This window comes from Pseudomonas khavaziana (assembly GCF_036704165.1).
In the GTDB taxonomy this organism is placed as follows: domain Bacteria; phylum Pseudomonadota; class Gammaproteobacteria; order Pseudomonadales; family Pseudomonadaceae; genus Aquipseudomonas; species Aquipseudomonas khavaziana.
Genome location: NZ_CP129946.1, coordinates 1,652,187 through 1,668,447, shown reverse-complemented (window position 1 = coordinate 1,668,447; position 16,261 = coordinate 1,652,187). Strand labels below are relative to the sequence as shown.

General features: G+C 61.1%; 13 protein-coding genes. 10 read left to right on the top strand and 3 right to left on the bottom strand.

The window, feature by feature from the left end:
• Window positions 1–18: 18 nt before the first annotated feature.
• Both QYQ93_RS07295 and dapC read left to right on the top strand, forming a co-directional pair.
• Entirely contained in the window at window positions 19–2,721 is a 2,703-nt protein-coding gene (locus tag QYQ93_RS07295) for a [protein-PII] uridylyltransferase (RefSeq protein WP_217880358.1), read from the top strand.
• Between the two features lie 157 nt (window positions 2,722–2,878).
• Window positions 2,879–4,078, top strand: a complete 1,200-nt coding sequence (gene dapC / locus QYQ93_RS07290) for a succinyldiaminopimelate transaminase (protein ID WP_338476622.1) — start codon at window positions 2,879–2,881, stop codon at window positions 4,076–4,078.
• A gap of 10 nt (window positions 4,079–4,088) precedes the next feature.
• Here dapC and QYQ93_RS07285 read toward each other — a convergent pair whose 3' ends face one another.
• The gene (locus QYQ93_RS07285; RefSeq protein WP_338476621.1) at window positions 4,089–5,732 is read right to left on the bottom strand and encodes a Na+/H+ antiporter; all 1,644 of its coding nucleotides are present in this window, start codon (window positions 5,730–5,732) and stop codon (window positions 4,089–4,091) included.
• 267 nt (window positions 5,733–5,999) lie between these two features.
• On the opposite strand from QYQ93_RS07285, the gene QYQ93_RS07280 reads away from it, so the two are divergent.
• The 4 genes from QYQ93_RS07280 to QYQ93_RS07265 all read left to right on the top strand — a co-directional run bounded on the left by QYQ93_RS07280 (window position 6,000) and on the right by QYQ93_RS07265 (window position 9,057).
• Window positions 6,000–6,308 carry an arsenate reductase gene (locus QYQ93_RS07280; RefSeq protein ID WP_231998992.1) on the top strand — a complete coding sequence of 103 codons (309 nt, stop codon included), beginning with the start codon at window positions 6,000–6,002 and terminating at the stop codon, window positions 6,306–6,308.
• Between the two features lie 31 nt (window positions 6,309–6,339).
• The gene (gene dapD / locus QYQ93_RS07275; RefSeq protein ID WP_043049611.1) at window positions 6,340–7,374 is read left to right on the top strand and encodes a 2,3,4,5-tetrahydropyridine-2,6-dicarboxylate N-succinyltransferase; all 1,035 of its coding nucleotides are present in this window, start codon (window positions 6,340–6,342) and stop codon (window positions 7,372–7,374) included.
• A 67-nt stretch (window positions 7,375–7,441) separates the two neighbouring features.
• Complete coding sequence (locus QYQ93_RS07270; RefSeq protein WP_338476620.1) at window positions 7,442–8,647, top strand: cysteine desulfurase; 1,206 nt, start codon at window positions 7,442–7,444, stop codon at window positions 8,645–8,647.
• Entirely contained in the window at window positions 8,644–9,057 is a 414-nt protein-coding gene (locus tag QYQ93_RS07265; protein ID WP_043049609.1) for a SufE family protein, read from the top strand. The genes QYQ93_RS07270 and QYQ93_RS07265 overlap by 4 nt, the downstream gene beginning before the upstream one ends.
• Window positions 9,058–9,550: 493 nt before the next feature.
• On the opposite strand, the gene tcdA is transcribed toward QYQ93_RS07265, so the two are convergent.
• On the bottom strand, window positions 9,551–10,360 hold the full coding sequence (gene tcdA / locus QYQ93_RS07260) for a tRNA cyclic N6-threonylcarbamoyladenosine(37) synthase TcdA (protein WP_422394039.1): 810 nt from the start codon (window positions 10,358–10,360) through the stop codon (window positions 9,551–9,553).
• 217 nt (window positions 10,361–10,577) lie between these two features.
• On the opposite strand from tcdA, the gene QYQ93_RS07255 reads away from it, so the two are divergent.
• The 4 genes from QYQ93_RS07255 to QYQ93_RS07240 all read left to right on the top strand — a co-directional run bounded on the left by QYQ93_RS07255 (window position 10,578) and on the right by QYQ93_RS07240 (window position 15,785).
• A complete protein-coding gene (locus QYQ93_RS07255; protein ID WP_338476618.1) occupies window positions 10,578–13,169 on the top strand; it encodes a glycosyltransferase in 2,592 nt (863 codons plus the stop codon).
• A 223-nt stretch (window positions 13,170–13,392) separates the two neighbouring features.
• Window positions 13,393–14,544 carry a succinyl-diaminopimelate desuccinylase gene (dapE, locus tag QYQ93_RS07250; RefSeq protein ID WP_043050894.1) on the top strand — a complete coding sequence of 384 codons (1,152 nt, stop codon included), beginning with the start codon at window positions 13,393–13,395 and terminating at the stop codon, window positions 14,542–14,544.
• Window positions 14,544–15,353: a putative RNA methyltransferase gene (locus QYQ93_RS07245; RefSeq protein WP_338476617.1), complete on the top strand. Its 810-nt coding sequence runs from the start codon at window positions 14,544–14,546 to the stop codon at window positions 15,351–15,353. Before dapE ends, QYQ93_RS07245 begins: the two co-directional genes overlap by 1 nt.
• 54 nt (window positions 15,354–15,407) lie before the next feature.
• Window positions 15,408–15,785 (top strand): hypothetical protein, encoded by a 378-nt coding sequence (locus tag QYQ93_RS07240; protein WP_043050896.1) that lies wholly within the window; start codon window positions 15,408–15,410, stop codon window positions 15,783–15,785.
• A gap of 131 nt (window positions 15,786–15,916) precedes the next feature.
• Here the strand turns inward: QYQ93_RS07240 and QYQ93_RS07235 are convergent, their stop codons facing one another.
• A complete protein-coding gene (locus QYQ93_RS07235) occupies window positions 15,917–16,126 on the bottom strand; it encodes a cold-shock protein (protein WP_043050897.1) in 210 nt (69 codons plus the stop codon).
• Window positions 16,127–16,261: the final 135 nt, after the last annotated feature.

The window sequence follows — 16,261 nt, the reverse complement described above, 5'->3', positions numbered from 1 at the left end:
AGAAAGGAAAGCCGATCGATGCCCCAGGTGGATCCCGAACTCTTCGACCGCGGCCAGTTCCAGGCCGAACTGGCACTGAAGGCGAGCCCCATCGCCGCCTTCAAGAAGGCCATCCGCCAAGCCCGCGAAGTGCTCGACGCACGCTTTCGCAGCGGTCGGGACATCCGTCGCCTGATCGAGGATCGTGCCTGGTTCGTCGATAACATCCTGCAAAAAGCCTGGGAACAGTTCAGCTGGAGCGCAAACGCCGATATCGCCCTGGTGGCGGTCGGCGGCTACGGTCGCGGCGAGCTGCACCCCTACTCCGACATCGACCTGCTCATCCTGCTGGACAGCGCCGACCACGAGATCTTTCGCGATTCCATCGAGCGTTTTCTGACATTGCTGTGGGATATTGGACTGGAGGTCGGCCAGAGCGTGCGCTCGGTGGCCGAATGCGCCGAAGAAGCCCGCGCCGACCTGACGGTGATCACCAACCTGATGGAAAGCCGCACCATCGCCGGCCCCGAGCGCCTGCGCCAACGTATGCTCGAGGTCACCAGCACTGCACACATGTGGCCGAGCAAGGATTTCTTCCTGGCCAAGCGCGCCGAACAGAAGGCGCGGCATCACAAGTACAACGACACCGAATACAACCTGGAACCCAACGTCAAAGGCTCCCCGGGTGGGCTGCGGGATATTCAGACGATTCTATGGGTGGCGCGCCGCCAATATGGCACGCTGAACTTGCGCGCCCTGGCCGGCGAAGGCTTCCTGGTGGAAAGCGAAAACACCCTGCTGGCCTCGTCCCAGGAGTTTCTGTGGAAGGTGCGCTACGCCCTGCACATGCTCGCCGGGCGATCCGAAGACCGCCTGCTGTTCGATCACCAGCGCTCCATTGCCACCCTGCTGGGCTTTGAAGGCGAAGACGCGAAGACCAGCATCGAAAGCTTCATGCAGCAGTATTACCGTGTGGTCATGAGCATCGCCCAGCTCAGTGACCTGATCATCCAGCACTTCGAAGAGGTGATCCTGGCCCCCGAAGACGAAGCGCCGCCACAGCCGATCAATGCGCGCTTCCAGCTGCACGATGGCTATATCGAAGCACGCAACGACAACGTGTTCCGCCGCACCCCGTTCGCCATGCTGGAAATCTTCGTGCTGATGGCCCAGCAGCCGGAAATCAAAGGCGTGCGCGCCGACACCATTCGCCTGCTGCGGGAAAACCGCCACCTGATCGACGACGAATTTCGCAACGACATCCGCAACACCAGCCTGTTCATCGAGCTGTTCAAGTGCCGCATCGGCATCCACCGCAACCTGCGGCGCATGAACCGCTACGGCATCCTCGGGCGCTACCTGCCGGAGTTCGGCTTTATCGTCGGGCAGATGCAACATGATCTGTTCCACATCTATACCGTCGACGCCCACACCCTGAACCTCATCAAGCATCTGCGTAAGTTGCAGTACACCCAGGTGTCAGAGAAATTCCCGCTGGCCAGCAAGTTGATGGCCAAGCTGCCCAAGCCCGAGCTGATCTACCTGGCCGGGCTGTACCACGACATCGGCAAGGGCCGGCATGGCGACCACTCGGAAATTGGCGCAGTGGACGCCGAAGCCTTCTGCCAGCGCCACCAGTTGCCCCTGTGGGACAGCCGCCTGATTGTCTGGCTGGTGCAAAACCACCTGGTGATGTCGACCACAGCCCAGCGCAAGGACTTGTCCGACCCGCAGGTAATCCACGACTTCGCCGGAATCGTCGGCGATGAAACCCGCCTCGACTACCTGTACGTGCTGACGGTCTCCGACATCAACGCCACCAACCCCACGCTGTGGAACTCCTGGCGTGCCAGCCTGTTGCGCCAGCTCTACACGGAGACCAAGCGCGCCCTGCGCCGCGGCCTGGAGAACCCGGTGGATCGCGAAGAGCAGATCCGCCGCACCCAGAGCGCGGCCCTGGATATCCTGGTGCGCGGTGGCAATGACCCGGACGACGTCGAGCAACTCTGGTCGCAACTGGGTGATGATTATTTCCTGCGCCACACCGCAGGCGACGTGGCCTGGCACAGCGACGCGATCCTGCAGCAACCGGCTGATGGCGGCCCCCTGGTGCTGATCAAGGAAACCACCCAGCGCGAATTTGAAGGCGGCACGCAGATCTTCATCTATGCGCCAGACCAGCACGACTTTTTTGCCGTGACCGTGGCCGCCATGGACCAGCTCAACCTGAATATCCACGACGCCCGGGTCATCACCTCCAGCAGCCAGTTCACCCTCGACACCTACATCGTGCTCGACACCGACGGCGACTCGATTGGCGACAACCCGGTGCGGGTGAAAAAGATCCGCGAGGGCCTGACGGAAGCACTGCGCAACCCGGATGATTACCCGACCATTATCCAACGCCGAGTGCCACGCCAGCTCAAGCATTTTGCCTTTGCGCCCCAGGTGACTATTTCCAACGATGCACAGCGCCCGGTGACAGTGCTGGAACTCAGCGCACCGGACCGTCCGGGGCTGCTGGCACGCATCGGCGGAATTTTCCTTGAATTCGACCTGTCATTGCAGAACGCCAAGATTGCGACCCTCGGCGAGCGGGTAGAGGACGTGTTCTTCATTACCGATGCCGACAACCAGCCGCTGTCCGACCCGGAACTGTGCCGACGCTTGCAGGACGCCATCGTGCAGCAATTGAGCGTGACCCAGGAGCCTGGCGTTGAGCTGACGCGCCTGACTATTTGAACACCCGGCTTATTGTGGGAGGGGGCTTGCTCCCGATAGCGGTGGGTCAGCAACAAAGAGATCAACTGACAGGCCGCTATCGGGAGCAAGCCCCCTCCCACCTTTAGCTCTGCTTTGTCCGGCACATCGCATTACAACTGAATTAACGAGATCTTCGATGAACAACGCCCTTAACCAGTTGCAGCCCTACCCCTTCGAGAAATTGCGCGCTCTGCTCGGCAGTGTCACGCCAAACCCGGACAAACGCCCTATCGCGCTGTCTATCGGCGAGCCCAAGCACACGTCGCCAGCATTCGTTGCCGAGGCACTGAGCAACAATCTCGACCAGATGGCGGTGTACCCCACCACCTTGGGCATCCCTGCACTGCGCGAAGCCATCGGCGCCTGGTGCGAACGCCGCTTCAACGTGCCCAAGGGCTGGCTGGACCCGGCGCGTAACATCCTGCCGGTCAACGGCACCCGTGAAGCGCTGTTCGCCTTTACCCAGACCGTGGTCAACCGCGGCGACGATGCACTGGTGGTCAGCCCGAACCCGTTCTACCAAATCTACGAAGGCGCCGCGTTCCTGGCCGGCGCCAAGCCGCACTACCTGCCGTGCCTGGATGCCAACGGCTTCAACCCGGATTTCGAGGCGGTTTCGCCGGATATCTGGAAACGCTGCCAGATCCTGTTCCTGTGCTCGCCAGGCAACCCGACCGGCGCGCTGATCCCGGTGGGCACTCTGAAAAAACTCATCGCCCTGGCCGACGAACATGACTTCGTAATCGCCGCCGACGAGTGCTACAGCGAGCTGTACTTCGACGAACAAACCCCGCCGCCGGGCCTGCTCAGTGCCTGCGTCGAACTGGGCCGCCAGGACTTCAAGCGTTGCGTGGTGTTCCACAGTCTATCCAAGCGTTCCAACCTGCCAGGCCTGCGCTCGGGCTTTGTGGCCGGCGATGCCGACATCCTCAAGAGCTTCCTGCTGTACCGCACCTACCACGGCTGCGCGATGCCGGTGCAAACCCAACTGGCAAGCATTGCCGCCTGGCAGGACGAAGCCCACGTACAGGCCAACCGTGACCTGTATCGCGAGAAGTTCGACGCGGTGCTGGCGATCCTTAAACCAGTGCTGGATGTGCAGAGCCCGGACGGTGGTTTTTATTTGTGGCCGAACGTGAATGGCGACGATGCTGCTTTCTGCCGTGATTTGTTCGTAGAAGAACACGTGACCGTGGTGCCGGGCTCTTACCTGTCACGGGAAGTGGATGGCGTCAACCCAGGCGCCGGGCGCGTGCGCATGGCGCTGGTGGCACCGCTAGCTGAATGCGTGGAAGCGGCCGAGCGGATTCGAGACTTTATCCAACGGCGCCGATAAGGCCCATGGGTCACTTCATGTGACCCAGATTCGCCTCACTCATATCCAATTCCGCCAGCACTTCCCTCAAAACGTCATCGCCAATCTGGTGATGGCGGCTCAAGCTATAAAGCTCCAGGCGTTGTGCACGCAGGGCCTTGAGCCGCAGTTTGCGCTCCAGCTGATCCATCTGTTGCGCCAGCGCCTGGGCTTCGGCCGAGTCATTGAAGACCTCCAGTTGGTGGCGGTATTCCGACATCAGCCGGGCCTTCAACTCCGTAGCCAGTGCAGCCTGGGCCGCATCCGACGGTTCGGCCTCTGCGGGCTCCTCGGCCTCGAGCGCATGAATGGCCGCCACCGCAGTCTTTTTCCACGCCTCGCGCACCTCGTTATGGCGCTTTTCATCCGGGCTCTTTTCGACGCCACGCAGTAACAACGGCAGCGCGATACAGGCAGCAACCAGCGACAACAAAATCACCCCGGCCGCAATGAAGATCAGCAGGTCACGCTCAGGGAAATTCAGCCCCGGTGCCAACAGCAGCGGCACCGACATGACACCGGCCAAGGTCACAGCCCCGCGGACACCACCGACGGTCAACAACCAGCAGGAACGGGCGGTCGGCACCAGGGTAAGCGCACTTTTCCCACGCAGCCTGCGAAGCAAGCCCGACAGGCGCCAGATGCTTTGCACCCAGATAAAACGTAATACCACCAGCACCAGGAAGATCGCCACCACATCCAGGCAGCGATACAACAGGGTGGGCCACAGCGTGGTTTCGTGACTCACCACCGCCTTGATGATGTCCGGCAATTGCAAGCCGAGCAGCAGGAAGATCAGGCCGTTGAAGGCGAATTCCAGCAACGACCAGACACTGCGATTGAGCAAGCGCGTACTGGTCTGGCGTGGCAGCAGGTCAAGCCAGCTCTGCATCATGCCCGCCGCTACCGCCGACAAAATGCCCGAAGCGCCCAGCCGCTCGGCCAACACGTAGGCAGCAAAGGGCAGCAACAGCATGAACACCACATGGGTCGCCGGGTCATCCCAGCCCCGCGCGATCATCCAGGCGCGCAGGCGGCCAACCAGCCAGCTCAACGCCACGCCGACCGCCAGGCCGCCCACGGCGACCAACACAAATGTCAGGCTGGCATCCGCCAGGGAAAACACCCCGGTCAACGCCGCTGCCAGGGCGAACTTGAAGGTGACCAGGCCCGACGCGTCATTCATCAACGCCTCGCCCTGAAGCATATGCATCAGCGGCTTGGGTAAACGGTTCTGGGAAATGGCCGACACCGCCACGGCATCCGTTGGTGATAAAACTGCCGCCAGGGCGAAGGCCACAGGCAGCGGAATCGTCGGCAATATCCAGTGGATGAAGTAGCCGGCGCCGACCACGGTGAATAACACCAACCCTACCGCCAGCGTCAGGATCGGCCCGCGCAGACGCCACAATTCGCGCTTGGGCATGCGCCAGCCATCCGAAAACAGCAATGGTGGCAGAAACAGAAACAGGAACAGCTCCGGGTCCAGGGCCACATGCAGCCCCAGCGTTGGCCAGGCCAACAAGGCTCCGGCGGCAATCTGCACCAGCGGCAAGGGCAGAGGAATGACACGCCCGACCAGGCGCGAAACGCTGACCAGCATCAGCAGGATAAGAACGGTATAAGCGGTTTGCATAACGCGGGTTTCCCGGGCAATCGACTTGCAACGACACTCGTGAGGCAACAACTGGCCGTTGAAGTGCCATATTACCCGGCTATGTTACCCGTTCATGCTACGCGCAGGCTTTTGCACAAAAGTCGCAGAGTGTTGACGAGCGGCGCCGAAACTTGCTGGTCGTGGCATAATCCGTGACCTTTCATTTTCGTACGTCCAAAGGGGGGCAATTCCTTGACCGCTTCAAGCAAAACCTTGCACCTTTTCGGCATCAAAGCCTGCGATACCATGAAAAAGGCGCGCACCTGGCTCGATGAGCACGCGGTGAGCTATGAGTTCCATGACTACAAAACGGTCGGTATCGACCGCGAACACTTGACCCAATGGTGCAACGAGCACGGTTGGCAGGTGGTTTTGAACCGTGCGGGCACCACCTTTCGCAAACTCGAAGACGAACGCAAAGCCGATCTCGATCAGTCGAAAGCCATTGAATTGATGCTCGCACAACCCTCGATGATCAAGCGCCCGGTGCTCGATCTCGGTGACAGAACCCTGATTGGCTTCAAGCCAGATAGTTATTCGGCGGCCCTCAAGTAGGCCAGCCTTCCATTTTTGTAGAGGTAACAGCATGTCCAATTCCCTGTTCAGCCTGGGCTTCGGCGTCGGCACTCAGAACCGCCAAGGTGCTTGGCTGGAAGTGTTTTACGCACAACCGTTGCTCAACCCGTCGGCCGAGATCGTTGCCGCCATTGCGCCGATCCTGGGTTACACCGAGGGCAACCAGGCGATCACGTTCACCATCAGCCAAGCGCTGCAACTGGCCGATGCACTCAAGAACGTCGACGCCACCCAAGCCGCGCTGCTAAATCGCCTGGCAGAAAGCCATACGCCGCTGGTCGCTACCTTACTGGCCGAAGACGCCGCGCTGACCTCCACGCCTGAGGCCTACCTCAAGCTGCACCTGCTGTCCCATCGCCTGGTCAAGCCCCACGGCCTGAACCTGGCCGGCGTGTTCCCGCAGCTGCCGAACGTGGCCTGGACCAGCCAGGGCGCCATCGATATCAACGAGCTTGCCGAACGCCAACTCGAAGCGCGCCTGCGTGGCGATCTGCTGGAGGTGTTCTCGGTGGACAAGTTCCCGAAAATGACTGACTACGTGGTACCGGCCGGTGTGCGTATCGCCGATGCTGCGCGTATCCGCCTGGGCGCCTACGTGGGCGAAGGCACTACCGTGATGCACGAAGGTTTCGTCAACTTCAACGCCGGCACCGAAGGCCCGGGCATGATCGAAGGCCGCGTATCGGCAGGCGTATTCGTTGGCAAAGGCTCGGACCTGGGCGGCGGTTGCTCCACCATGGGCACCCTGTCGGGCGGCGGCAATATCGTGATCAAGGTGGGCGAAGGCTGCCTGATCGGCGCCAATGCCGGTACCGGTATCCCATTGGGCGATCGCAACACCGTGGAGTCGGGCCTGTACATCACCGCCGGCACCAAGGTTGCCCTGCTCGACGAGCAAAACCAGCTGGTCAAGGTGGTCAAGGCGCGCGAGCTGGCTGGCCAACCAGACCTGCTGTTCCGTCGTAACTCCGAGACCGGTGCCGTGGAATGCAAAACCCACAAATCGGCCATCGAACTGAACGAAGCGCTGCACGCTCACAACTAAGCAGCCACTCGATGCCACTAGCGGGTCGCACCTTCGGGGCGGCCCGCTTATACGAGTTTTGACCACCATGCTTGTGCCCTCCCCCTGGCGCGCCGATTTCCCGGCCATCGCCACCCTGCAACGGCAAGACCAGACCTATCTGGACAACGCCGCCACCACGCAAAAACCCCAAGCCCTGCTGGATGCGATCAGCCATTACTACGCCAATGGTGCGGCCAATGTGCACCGCGCCCAACATTTGCCCGGCGCCCATGCGACCCAGGCCTTTGAAGACAGTCGCAGCAAGGCCGCACAGTGGTTGAACGCAGGTGACAGCGGGCAGATCGTGTTCACACACGGCGCGACTTCTGCGCTGAACCTCCTGGCCTATGGCCTTGAGCACCTATTCAATGCGGGCGATGAGATAGCCATCAGCGCCCTGGAACACCACGCCAACCTGTTGCCCTGGCAGCAATTGGCCAAACGGCGTGCGCTGACGCTGGTGGTATTGCCCCTGGACGATGACGGCGTGATCGACCTGCAAGCCGCCGCATCATTGATCGGCCCGCGCACGCGCCTGCTGGCGGTGAGCCAGTTGTCCAACGTGCTGGGCACCTGGCAGCCGCTGGAAGCGCTACTGACGCTGGCCCAGGCAAACGGTGCCCTGACTGTTGTGGATGGCGCCCAAGGCATCGTGCATGGTCGCCACGACGTACAGGCCCTGGGCTGCGATTTCTACGTATTTTCCAGCCACAAGCTCTACGGCCCGGACGGCGTCGGCGTGCTGTTCGGTCGCAACGCTGCCCTGCATCACCTGCGCCACTGGCAGTTTGGCGGCGAGATGGTGCAGCAGGCAGATTATCAAGGCGCCAGCTTCCGCCCTGCCCCACTGGGGTTCGAAGCCGGCACGCCGCCCATTGCCGGCGTGATCGGCCTGGGTGCCACCCTGGATTACCTGAGCTCACTGGATCAGCACGCCGTGACCGCCCATGAAGCGGCACTGCACGACTATTTGCTGCGCGGGCTGAAAGCACGCAATGGCGTGCGCGTACTGGGATCACCGCAAGCAGCGCTGGTGAGCTTTGTGGTGGACGGTGTGCATAACGCCGACCTGGCTCACCTGTTGACCGAGCAAGGCATCGCCGTGCGCGCCGGGCATCATTGTGCAATGCCGCTGCTCAAGGCCATGCACTTATCCGGCGCCATTCGAGTGTCCCTGGCGCTGTACAACGACTCCGATGACTTGGAGCGCTTCTTTGAAGCGTTGGACCAGGCGCTGGATATGTTGCGATGAGCTTGCCAGTGGACGCGATGGCTGCGCTGCAGGCATTCCAGGCTGTCGGCGGTTGGGAGCAGCGCGCGCGGATGCTGATGCAATGGGGCGAGCGACTGCCCGCGTTGGCGGATGATGAAAAGGTCGACGCCAACCTGGTGCAAGGCTGTGAAAGCCTGGTGTGGTTGGTGGGGCATTTGCAGGACGGCCATTGGCAGTTTGCTGCCAGCAGCGAGGCAAGGATGATTCGCGGGTTGGTGGCGCTGTTGCTGGCGCGGGTCAATGGGGTGTCGGCTGATGAACTGCAAGCGGTGGATTTGCCGGGTTGGTTTGCACAACTAGGCCTGTCCCGGCAGCTGTCACCATCGCGCACCAACGGCTTGAATGCAGTCCTGCAACGTATGCGCGAACTAAGCCATACACACAACTGAATGTGGGAGGGGGCTTGCTCCCGATGGCGGCGTATCAGCCACCAGATCTATCAATCTGACACTCCAACTTGATAGCAACCGACGGTAACCACGATGCGAAGCGAGCCGCTCTTGACCTTGATCTGCTTTTGATCTCAGGCGCCCCGTTAAACCACGCTGGTCGGAATTCGACAGGGATTTGGGGGGTAAACCGGCAGGGATGCCGGTTTAGCCGCCCCGCGCCATGGATGGCGCGTGGCGGCGGCCCCCCCAAATCCATGGCGGATTACGGGCACACCGAGCCTGAGCGAGGTGCCGAGTGGTGGGGCAAGAGCGTTTTGCTTACTTTTGCGCTGTTTGTTCAAAAGTGAGCCGCCGTAAGGGCGGAACCCATAGCGGCCGTTACCCAAATAACGGATATGTACTCAGTCTGATCCAACATCCTGGTCGGCCCTGAGGCCGCCATCGGGAGCAAGCCCCCTCCCACATTTTGAACGGTGTAAAGCTCTGAGACTCAGAGGGGCTTGACCCGCTCCGAAGGTCTGCGCACACCAGCCACAATCTTATCTACCGCTTTGGTCGCCGCGACCATGCCGAACGAAGCGGTCACCATCATCACCGCGCCAAACCCTCCGGCGCAGTCCAGCTTGACCCCATCCCCGACAAAACTCTTCTGTAAACAGATGCTGCCGTCCGGCTTGGGATAGCGCAGCTGCTCAGTGGAAAACACGCAGGGCACGCTGTAATGGCGGGTCACAGTGCGGGAGAAACCATAGTCGCGGCGCAGGGTGGAGCGCACTTTCGAGGCCAGGGGGTCATTAAAGGTACGGTTCAGGTCGCACACTTGGATCAACGTGGGATCAATCTGCCCGCCGGCGCCGCCGGTGGTGATGATCTGGATCTTGCGGCGCTTGCACCAGGCGATCAGCGCCGCCTTGGCGTTGACGGCGTCGATGCAGTCGATCACGCAGTCGATGTTCGGGGTGATGTACTCGGCCATGGTGTCGCGAGTGACGAAATCCGCCACCGCATGCACGGTGCAATCCGGATTGATGCCTCGCAGACGCTCGGCCATTACCTCGACCTTGGGCTTGCCCACGGTGCTATCCAGGGCATGCAACTGCCGGTTGCTATTGCTGACGCAGACATCGTCCAGATCAAACAGTGAAATCTCGCCCACCCCGCAACGGGCAATCGCTTCCGCCGCCCAGGAGCCTACGCCGCCGACGCCGACAATTGCCACATGGGCCGCTTTCAAGCGTTCCAGGCCCTCAATGCCGTACAAGCGGGCGACGCCTGCAAACCGCGGATCTTCTGTACTCATGATCATTACCCCAAAAACCGGCGCGCATTATGGACTACAGAGCGACAAGTTCGAAGCTTCCAGCTACAAGTAAAGAACTTAGGTGAACTTTCGCAGACTAATGTCCGGCTTTTCCTTGTCTGCTATACGCTCAGGAAGGGGCCGGTGTAGGATGCGCGCCGTTCGGCGTAGGCCGACACCTCTTTTCGTTCCACACCTTTTGGAACCCGAAATCGCCATGTCATCGCGTAAATTTGGACTCAACCTGGTGGTAGTGCTGGCAATTGCCGCGCTGTTCACCGGCTTCTGGGCGCTGATCAACCGCCCGGTCACCACTCCCAACTGGCCTGAACAGATCTCCGGGTTTTCCTACTCGCCGTTCCAGCAGGGCCAGTACCCGCAGAAAAACCAGTTCCCCACTGATGAACAGATGCGTCAAGACCTGGCAATCATGAGCAAGTTGACGGATAACATCCGTACCTACTCGGTCGACGGCACCCTGGGCGACATCCCCAAGCTGGCCGAAGAGTTCGGCCTGCGCGTGACCCTGGGGATCTGGATCAGCCCGGACCTGGAACGCAACGAGCGTGAAATCCAGCGCGCCATCGAAATCGCCAACACCTCGCGCAGTGTTGTGCGCGTGGTGGTCGGCAACGAGGCGTTGTTCCGAAAAGAAATCACCCCAGAAGCCCTGATCGTGCTGCTGGACCGGGTGCGCGCCGCGGTAAAAGTACCGGTGACCACCTCCGAGCAATGGCACATCTGGGAAAAGAACCCGCAACTGGCCAAGCACGTTGACCTGATTGCCGCGCACATCCTGCCATTCTGGGAATACATCCCGATGGACAAGGCCGGCCAATACGTGATCGACCGCGCCAAAGACCTGAAGAAAGCCTTCCCGAAAAAACCGCTGCTGCTGTCGGAAGTTGGCTGGCCGAGCAACGGCCGTATGCGCGGTGGCAATGAGTCGTCCCCAGCCGACCAGGCGATTTACCTGCGCACGCTGGTGAACAAGCTCAATCGCCAGGGTTATAACTACTTCGTGATCGAGGCCTTTGACCAGCCTTGGAAGGTCAGCGACGAAGGCTCGGCGGGCGCGTATTGGGGCGTGTTCAACGCCGCACGCCAGCAGAAATTCAATTTTGAAGGCCCGGTGGTGGCGATCCCGCAATGGCGCGTACTGGCCATCGGCTCGGTGGTGCTTGCACTGCTGTCACTGACCCTGCTGATGATCGACGGCTCGGCCCTGCGTCAACGCGGTCGTACTTTCCTGACCTTTGTCGCGTTCCTGTGTGGGTCAGTGCTGGTCTGGATCGGCTACGACTACAGCCAGCAATACAGCACCTGGTTCAGCGTCACCGTGGGCATCCTCCTCGCCCTGGGCGCCCTCGGTGTGTTTATCGTGTTGCTGACCGAAGCCCACGAACTGGCAGAAGCGGTGTGGACCCACAAGCGTCGGCGTGAATTCCTGCCGGTGATCGGGGATTCGCACTACCGCCCGAAAGTGTCCATCCATGTGCCGTGCTACAACGAGCCGCCGGAGATGGTCAAACAGACCCTCGACGCCCTGGCCGCCCTCGATTACCCGGACTACGAAGTCCTGATCATCGACAACAACACCAAGGACCCTGCGGTGTGGGAACCGGTGCGTGACTACTGCGAAACCCTGGGCCCGCGCTTCAAGTTCTTCCACGTCGCCCCTCTGGCTGGTTTCAAGGGTGGCGCGCTGAACTACTTGATCCCGCACACCGCCAAGGATGCTGAAGTGATCGCGGTGATCGACTCGGACTACTGCGTGTCGCCCAACTGGCTCAAGCACATGGTGCCGCACTTCGCCGACCCGAAAATCGCTGTGGTGCAGTCGCCCCAGGATTACCGCGACCAGAACGAAAGCACCTTCAAGAAGCTCTGCTATGCCGAATACAAGGGCTTCTTCCATATCGGCATGGTCACCCGCAACGACCGCGACGCGATCATCCAGCATGGCACCATGACCATGACCCGGCGCTCAGTGCTTGAAGAGTTGGGCTGGGCCGACTGGTGCATCTGTGAAGACGCCGAGCTGGGCCTGCGCGTGTTCGAGAAAGGCCTGTCGGCGGCCTATTACCACGACAGCTACGGCAAGGGCCTGATGCCGGACACCTTTATCGACTTCAAGAAACAGCGTTTCCGCTGGGCCTATGGTGCGATCCAGATCATCAAGCGCCACACCGCCAGCCTGTTGCGCGGCAAGGACACCGAGCTGACCCGTGGCCAGCGTTACCACTTCCTCGCTGGCTGGCTGCCGTGGGTGGCCGATGGCATGAACATCTTCTTTACCGTCGGCGCGCTGTTGTGGTCGGCGGCAATGATCATCGTGCCGACCCGGGTCGACCCACCGTTGCTGATTTTCGCTATCCCGCCATTGGCGTTGTTTGTGTTCAAGGTCGGCAAAATCATCTTCCTCTACCGTCGTGCGGTAGGCGTGAACTTGAAAGATGCGTTCTGCGCCGCGCTGGCCGGGTTGGCGCTGTCCCACACCATCGCCAAGGCGGTGCTGTATGGCTTCTTCACCACCAGCATTCCGTTCTTTCGTACGCCGAAAAACGCGGATAACCACGGCTTCTGGGTGGCGATCTCCGAAGCCCGCGAAGAAATGTTCATCATGCTGCTGCTGTGGGGCGCCGCGCTGGGGATCTACCTGGTACAGGGCCTGCCCAGCAACGACATACGCTTCTGGGTAGTGATGCTGCTGGTGCAATCGCTGCCGTACGTAGCGGCGCTGATCATGGCGTTTCTGTCGTCGCTGCCCAAGCCCGCACCGAAGGCAGAGCCTGTGCCTGCGGTGTAAAAACTTGCGCAAAGCACTAAACGGCGGCCTCTGGCCGCCGTTTTGCTATAAGATAACGGCCCTTTTGTGTGCCTTACACCCATCACTGTAGGAGCGAGCTTGCTCGCGAAAATCGTTAACGATGACGTGGGCATCCTGAATGCACGCGGTGCCCTTGAGTTTTTCGCGAGCAAGCTCGCTCCTACAGTTAGAACGTCGCCGCCTCGATTTCCGGAGTTTCCCCATGACGGCCCATGCCGACCTTTCGCCGACCCTTCAACTTGCCATCGACCTGATCCGTCGCCCCTCGGTCACGCCGATCGATGCCGATTGCCAGAAGCTGATGATGCAGCGCCTGGGCGACGCCGGTTTTGCGCTTGAACCGATGCGCATCTTCGACGTGGACAACTTCTGGGCCACCCACGGCAAGCATGAGGGCCCGGTGTTGTGCTTCGCCGGTCACACCGACGTAGTACCGACCGGCCCGGTGCAGGCCTGGCAGAACGACCCGTTCGATGCGTTGATCGATGAAAATGGCATGCTCTGCGGGCGTGGCGCGGCGGACATGAAAGGCAGCCTGGCGGCGATGCTGGTGGCGGCTGAACGCTTCGTCAGCGACTACCCGGACCACAAGGGGTCGGTAGCGTTCCTGATCACCAGCGACGAAGAAGGCCCGGCGCACCACGGCACCAAGGCCGTGATCGAACGCCTGGCGGCACGCAAGGAGCGCCTGGACTGGTGCATCGTCGGCGAACCGTCGAGTACCACCCTGGTGGGCGATGTGGTCAAAAATGGCCGTCGCGGCTCCCTCGGCGCCACCCTGACCGTACGCGGTGTACAGGGCCACGTGGCCTACCCGCACCTGGCGAAGAACCCGATCCACCTCGCCGCGCCGGCCCTGGCGGAACTGTCTGCCGAGCACTGGGATGACGGCAACACCTTCTTCCCGCCGACCAGCTTCCAGATTTCCAACCTCAACTCCGGCACCGGCGCCACCAACGTGATCCCCGGTGACCTGACGGCGGTGTTCAACTTCCGCTTCTCCACCGAATCCACCGTCGAGGGCCTGCAACAACGGGTCGCGGCGATCCTGGATAAACACGGCCTGGACTGGCACGTGGAGTGGGCACTGTCGGGCCTGCCGTTCCTCACCGAGCCGGGGGCTCTGCTGGATGCGGTATCCGCCAGCATCAAGGCGATCACCGGACGTGAGACCAAGGCGTCCACCAGCGGCGGTACCTCCGATGGGCGCTTTATTGCCACCCTGGGTACCCAAGTGGTCGAACTGGGCCCGGTCAACGCGACTATCCACCAGGTCAATGAACGCATCCTGGCCAGCGACCTCGATGTACTGACCGAGATCTATTACCAGACCCTGATCAAGTTGCTCGCCTGATGCTTGCCTGCCCCATTTGCAGCGCACCGCTCAACGCGGTGGACAATGGCGTGGCCTGCGCGGCCGGGCACCGTTTCGACCGCGCGCGCCAGGGTTACCTGAACCTGTTGCCGGTGCAGCACAAGAACAGCCGCGACCCGGGCGACAACCTGGCCATGGTCGAGGCACGCCGTGACTTCCTCAACGCCGGGCACTACGCCCCGGTGGCCAAGCGCCTGGCCGAGCTGGCCGCCGAGCGCGCGCCGCGGCGCTGGGTCGACATCGGCTGTGGCGAGGGTTACTACACCGCGCAGATCGCCGAGGCCCTGCCCCATGCCGATGGCTATGCCCTGGATATCTCCAAGGAAGCGGTCAAGCGCGCGTGTAAACGTAACCCTGACCTAACCTGGTTGATCGCCAGTATGGCCCGTGTGCCATTGGCCGATGCCAGCTGCCAGTTCCTCGCCAGCGTGTTCAGCCCGCTGGATTGGCAAGAAGCCAAGCGCCTGCTCAGCCCCGGCGGCGGCTTGATGAAGGTCGGCCCGACCAGCGGCCACTTGATGGAACTGCGCGAGCGCCTATACGACGAAGTGCGCGAATACACCGACGACAAACACCTGGCCCTGGTGCCGGACGGCATGAGCCTTGCGCACAGTGAAACCCTGGAATTCACCCTGAGCCTGGCCGCCCCCAAAGACCGCGCCAACCTGTTGGCGATGACGCCCCACGGCTGGCGTGCCAGCGCCGAGCGTCGCAGCGAGGTGATCGAGGCGGCTGAGCCACTGCTGGTCACTGTGTCGATGCGCTACGATTATTTCGTGCTTCAATAACCGCCTTTCAAGCATCCGCGAATGGATTTTCGAATCCCGCAACGAGGAACATCCATGCGCCAACCCGATATTGAGATTTACCTGAAAGACGCCGACGTCGATCACAAGGCCATCGCCGCCTGGCTCGGCGCCGCCCTGGGGCCGTGCACCGAGTGGGTCCAGAAAGGCCAGACCTACAAGTGCAAGGCCGGCAGCGTGCCGGTCACCTGGCTGCCCAAGGCTGTTGGCAAATGGAACAGCCTGTACCTGGAAAGCGACCAGACCCCGTGGGACGACGACATCGCCTGCGCCCGTGCCGCATTTGCCGCGCTGAATGTCGAAGTGCGCTGCGCACCGGGGACGTGGGTCGAGGAAGAAGGAGAGGAAAGTGCCGACACCTGGATTCGCATCAGCATAGACGGTGAAGAACAGATCACCTGGAAGACCACCTGATCCCGAGCTGCAGACCCAATCAAAATGTGGGAGGGGGCTTGCTCCCGATGCAGAGTGTCAGTCACTAAATATAGAGACTGACCCACCGCTATCGGGAGCAAGCCCCCTCCCACATTGGTTCAGTAGTGAACTTACAAACCGACCACATCCTCGGCCTGCAAGCCCTTCTCCCCCGTCACCACAGCGTATTCCACCTGCTGGCCCTCGGCCAACGAACGGTGGCCTTCACCTCGAATGGCGCGGTAGTGCACAAACACATCCTTGCCATCCTCACGCTGAATAAAGCCGTAGCCCTTTGCATCGTTGAACCACTTCACACTGCCCGTTTCTCGCGTTGCCATCAGTTCACTCCCACTTAGTTTTTATTGTTGAGTCGGTTGCATTGAACCGCCGAGTATAAGACAGGCTCAAAAACCATCAACTCAAGTTTACATCGCTGCTTTTTTGCCGATTTTCGGCGAATACGGCACACTACC

Coding starts and splice junctions, on each gene's coding strand:
- QYQ93_RS07285 (WP_338476621.1), bottom strand. CDS start 5,732: ATGCAAACCGCTTATACCGTTCTTATCCTGCTGATGCTGGTCAGCGTT.
- QYQ93_RS07235 (WP_043050897.1), bottom strand. CDS start 16,126: ATGGCAACGCGAGAAACGGGCAGTGTGAAGTGGTTCAACGATGCAAAG.
- QYQ93_RS07245 (WP_338476617.1), top strand. CDS start 14,544: ATGCTTGCCTGCCCCATTTGCAGCGCACCGCTCAACGCGGTGGACAAT.
- dapD (WP_043049611.1), top strand. CDS start 6,340: ATGTCCAATTCCCTGTTCAGCCTGGGCTTCGGCGTCGGCACTCAGAAC.
- QYQ93_RS07265 (WP_043049609.1), top strand. CDS start 8,644: ATGAGCTTGCCAGTGGACGCGATGGCTGCGCTGCAGGCATTCCAGGCT.
- dapC (WP_338476622.1), top strand. CDS start 2,879: ATGAACAACGCCCTTAACCAGTTGCAGCCCTACCCCTTCGAGAAATTG.
- tcdA (WP_422394039.1), bottom strand. CDS start 10,360: ATGAGTACAGAAGATCCGCGGTTTGCAGGCGTCGCCCGCTTGTACGGC.
- QYQ93_RS07255 (WP_338476618.1), top strand. CDS start 10,578: ATGTCATCGCGTAAATTTGGACTCAACCTGGTGGTAGTGCTGGCAATT.
- QYQ93_RS07280 (WP_231998992.1), top strand. CDS start 6,000: ATGAAAAAGGCGCGCACCTGGCTCGATGAGCACGCGGTGAGCTATGAG.
- QYQ93_RS07240 (WP_043050896.1), top strand. CDS start 15,408: ATGCGCCAACCCGATATTGAGATTTACCTGAAAGACGCCGACGTCGAT.
- QYQ93_RS07270 (WP_338476620.1), top strand. CDS start 7,442: ATGCTTGTGCCCTCCCCCTGGCGCGCCGATTTCCCGGCCATCGCCACC.
- QYQ93_RS07295 (WP_217880358.1), top strand. CDS start 19: ATGCCCCAGGTGGATCCCGAACTCTTCGACCGCGGCCAGTTCCAGGCC.
- dapE (WP_043050894.1), top strand. CDS start 13,393: ATGACGGCCCATGCCGACCTTTCGCCGACCCTTCAACTTGCCATCGAC.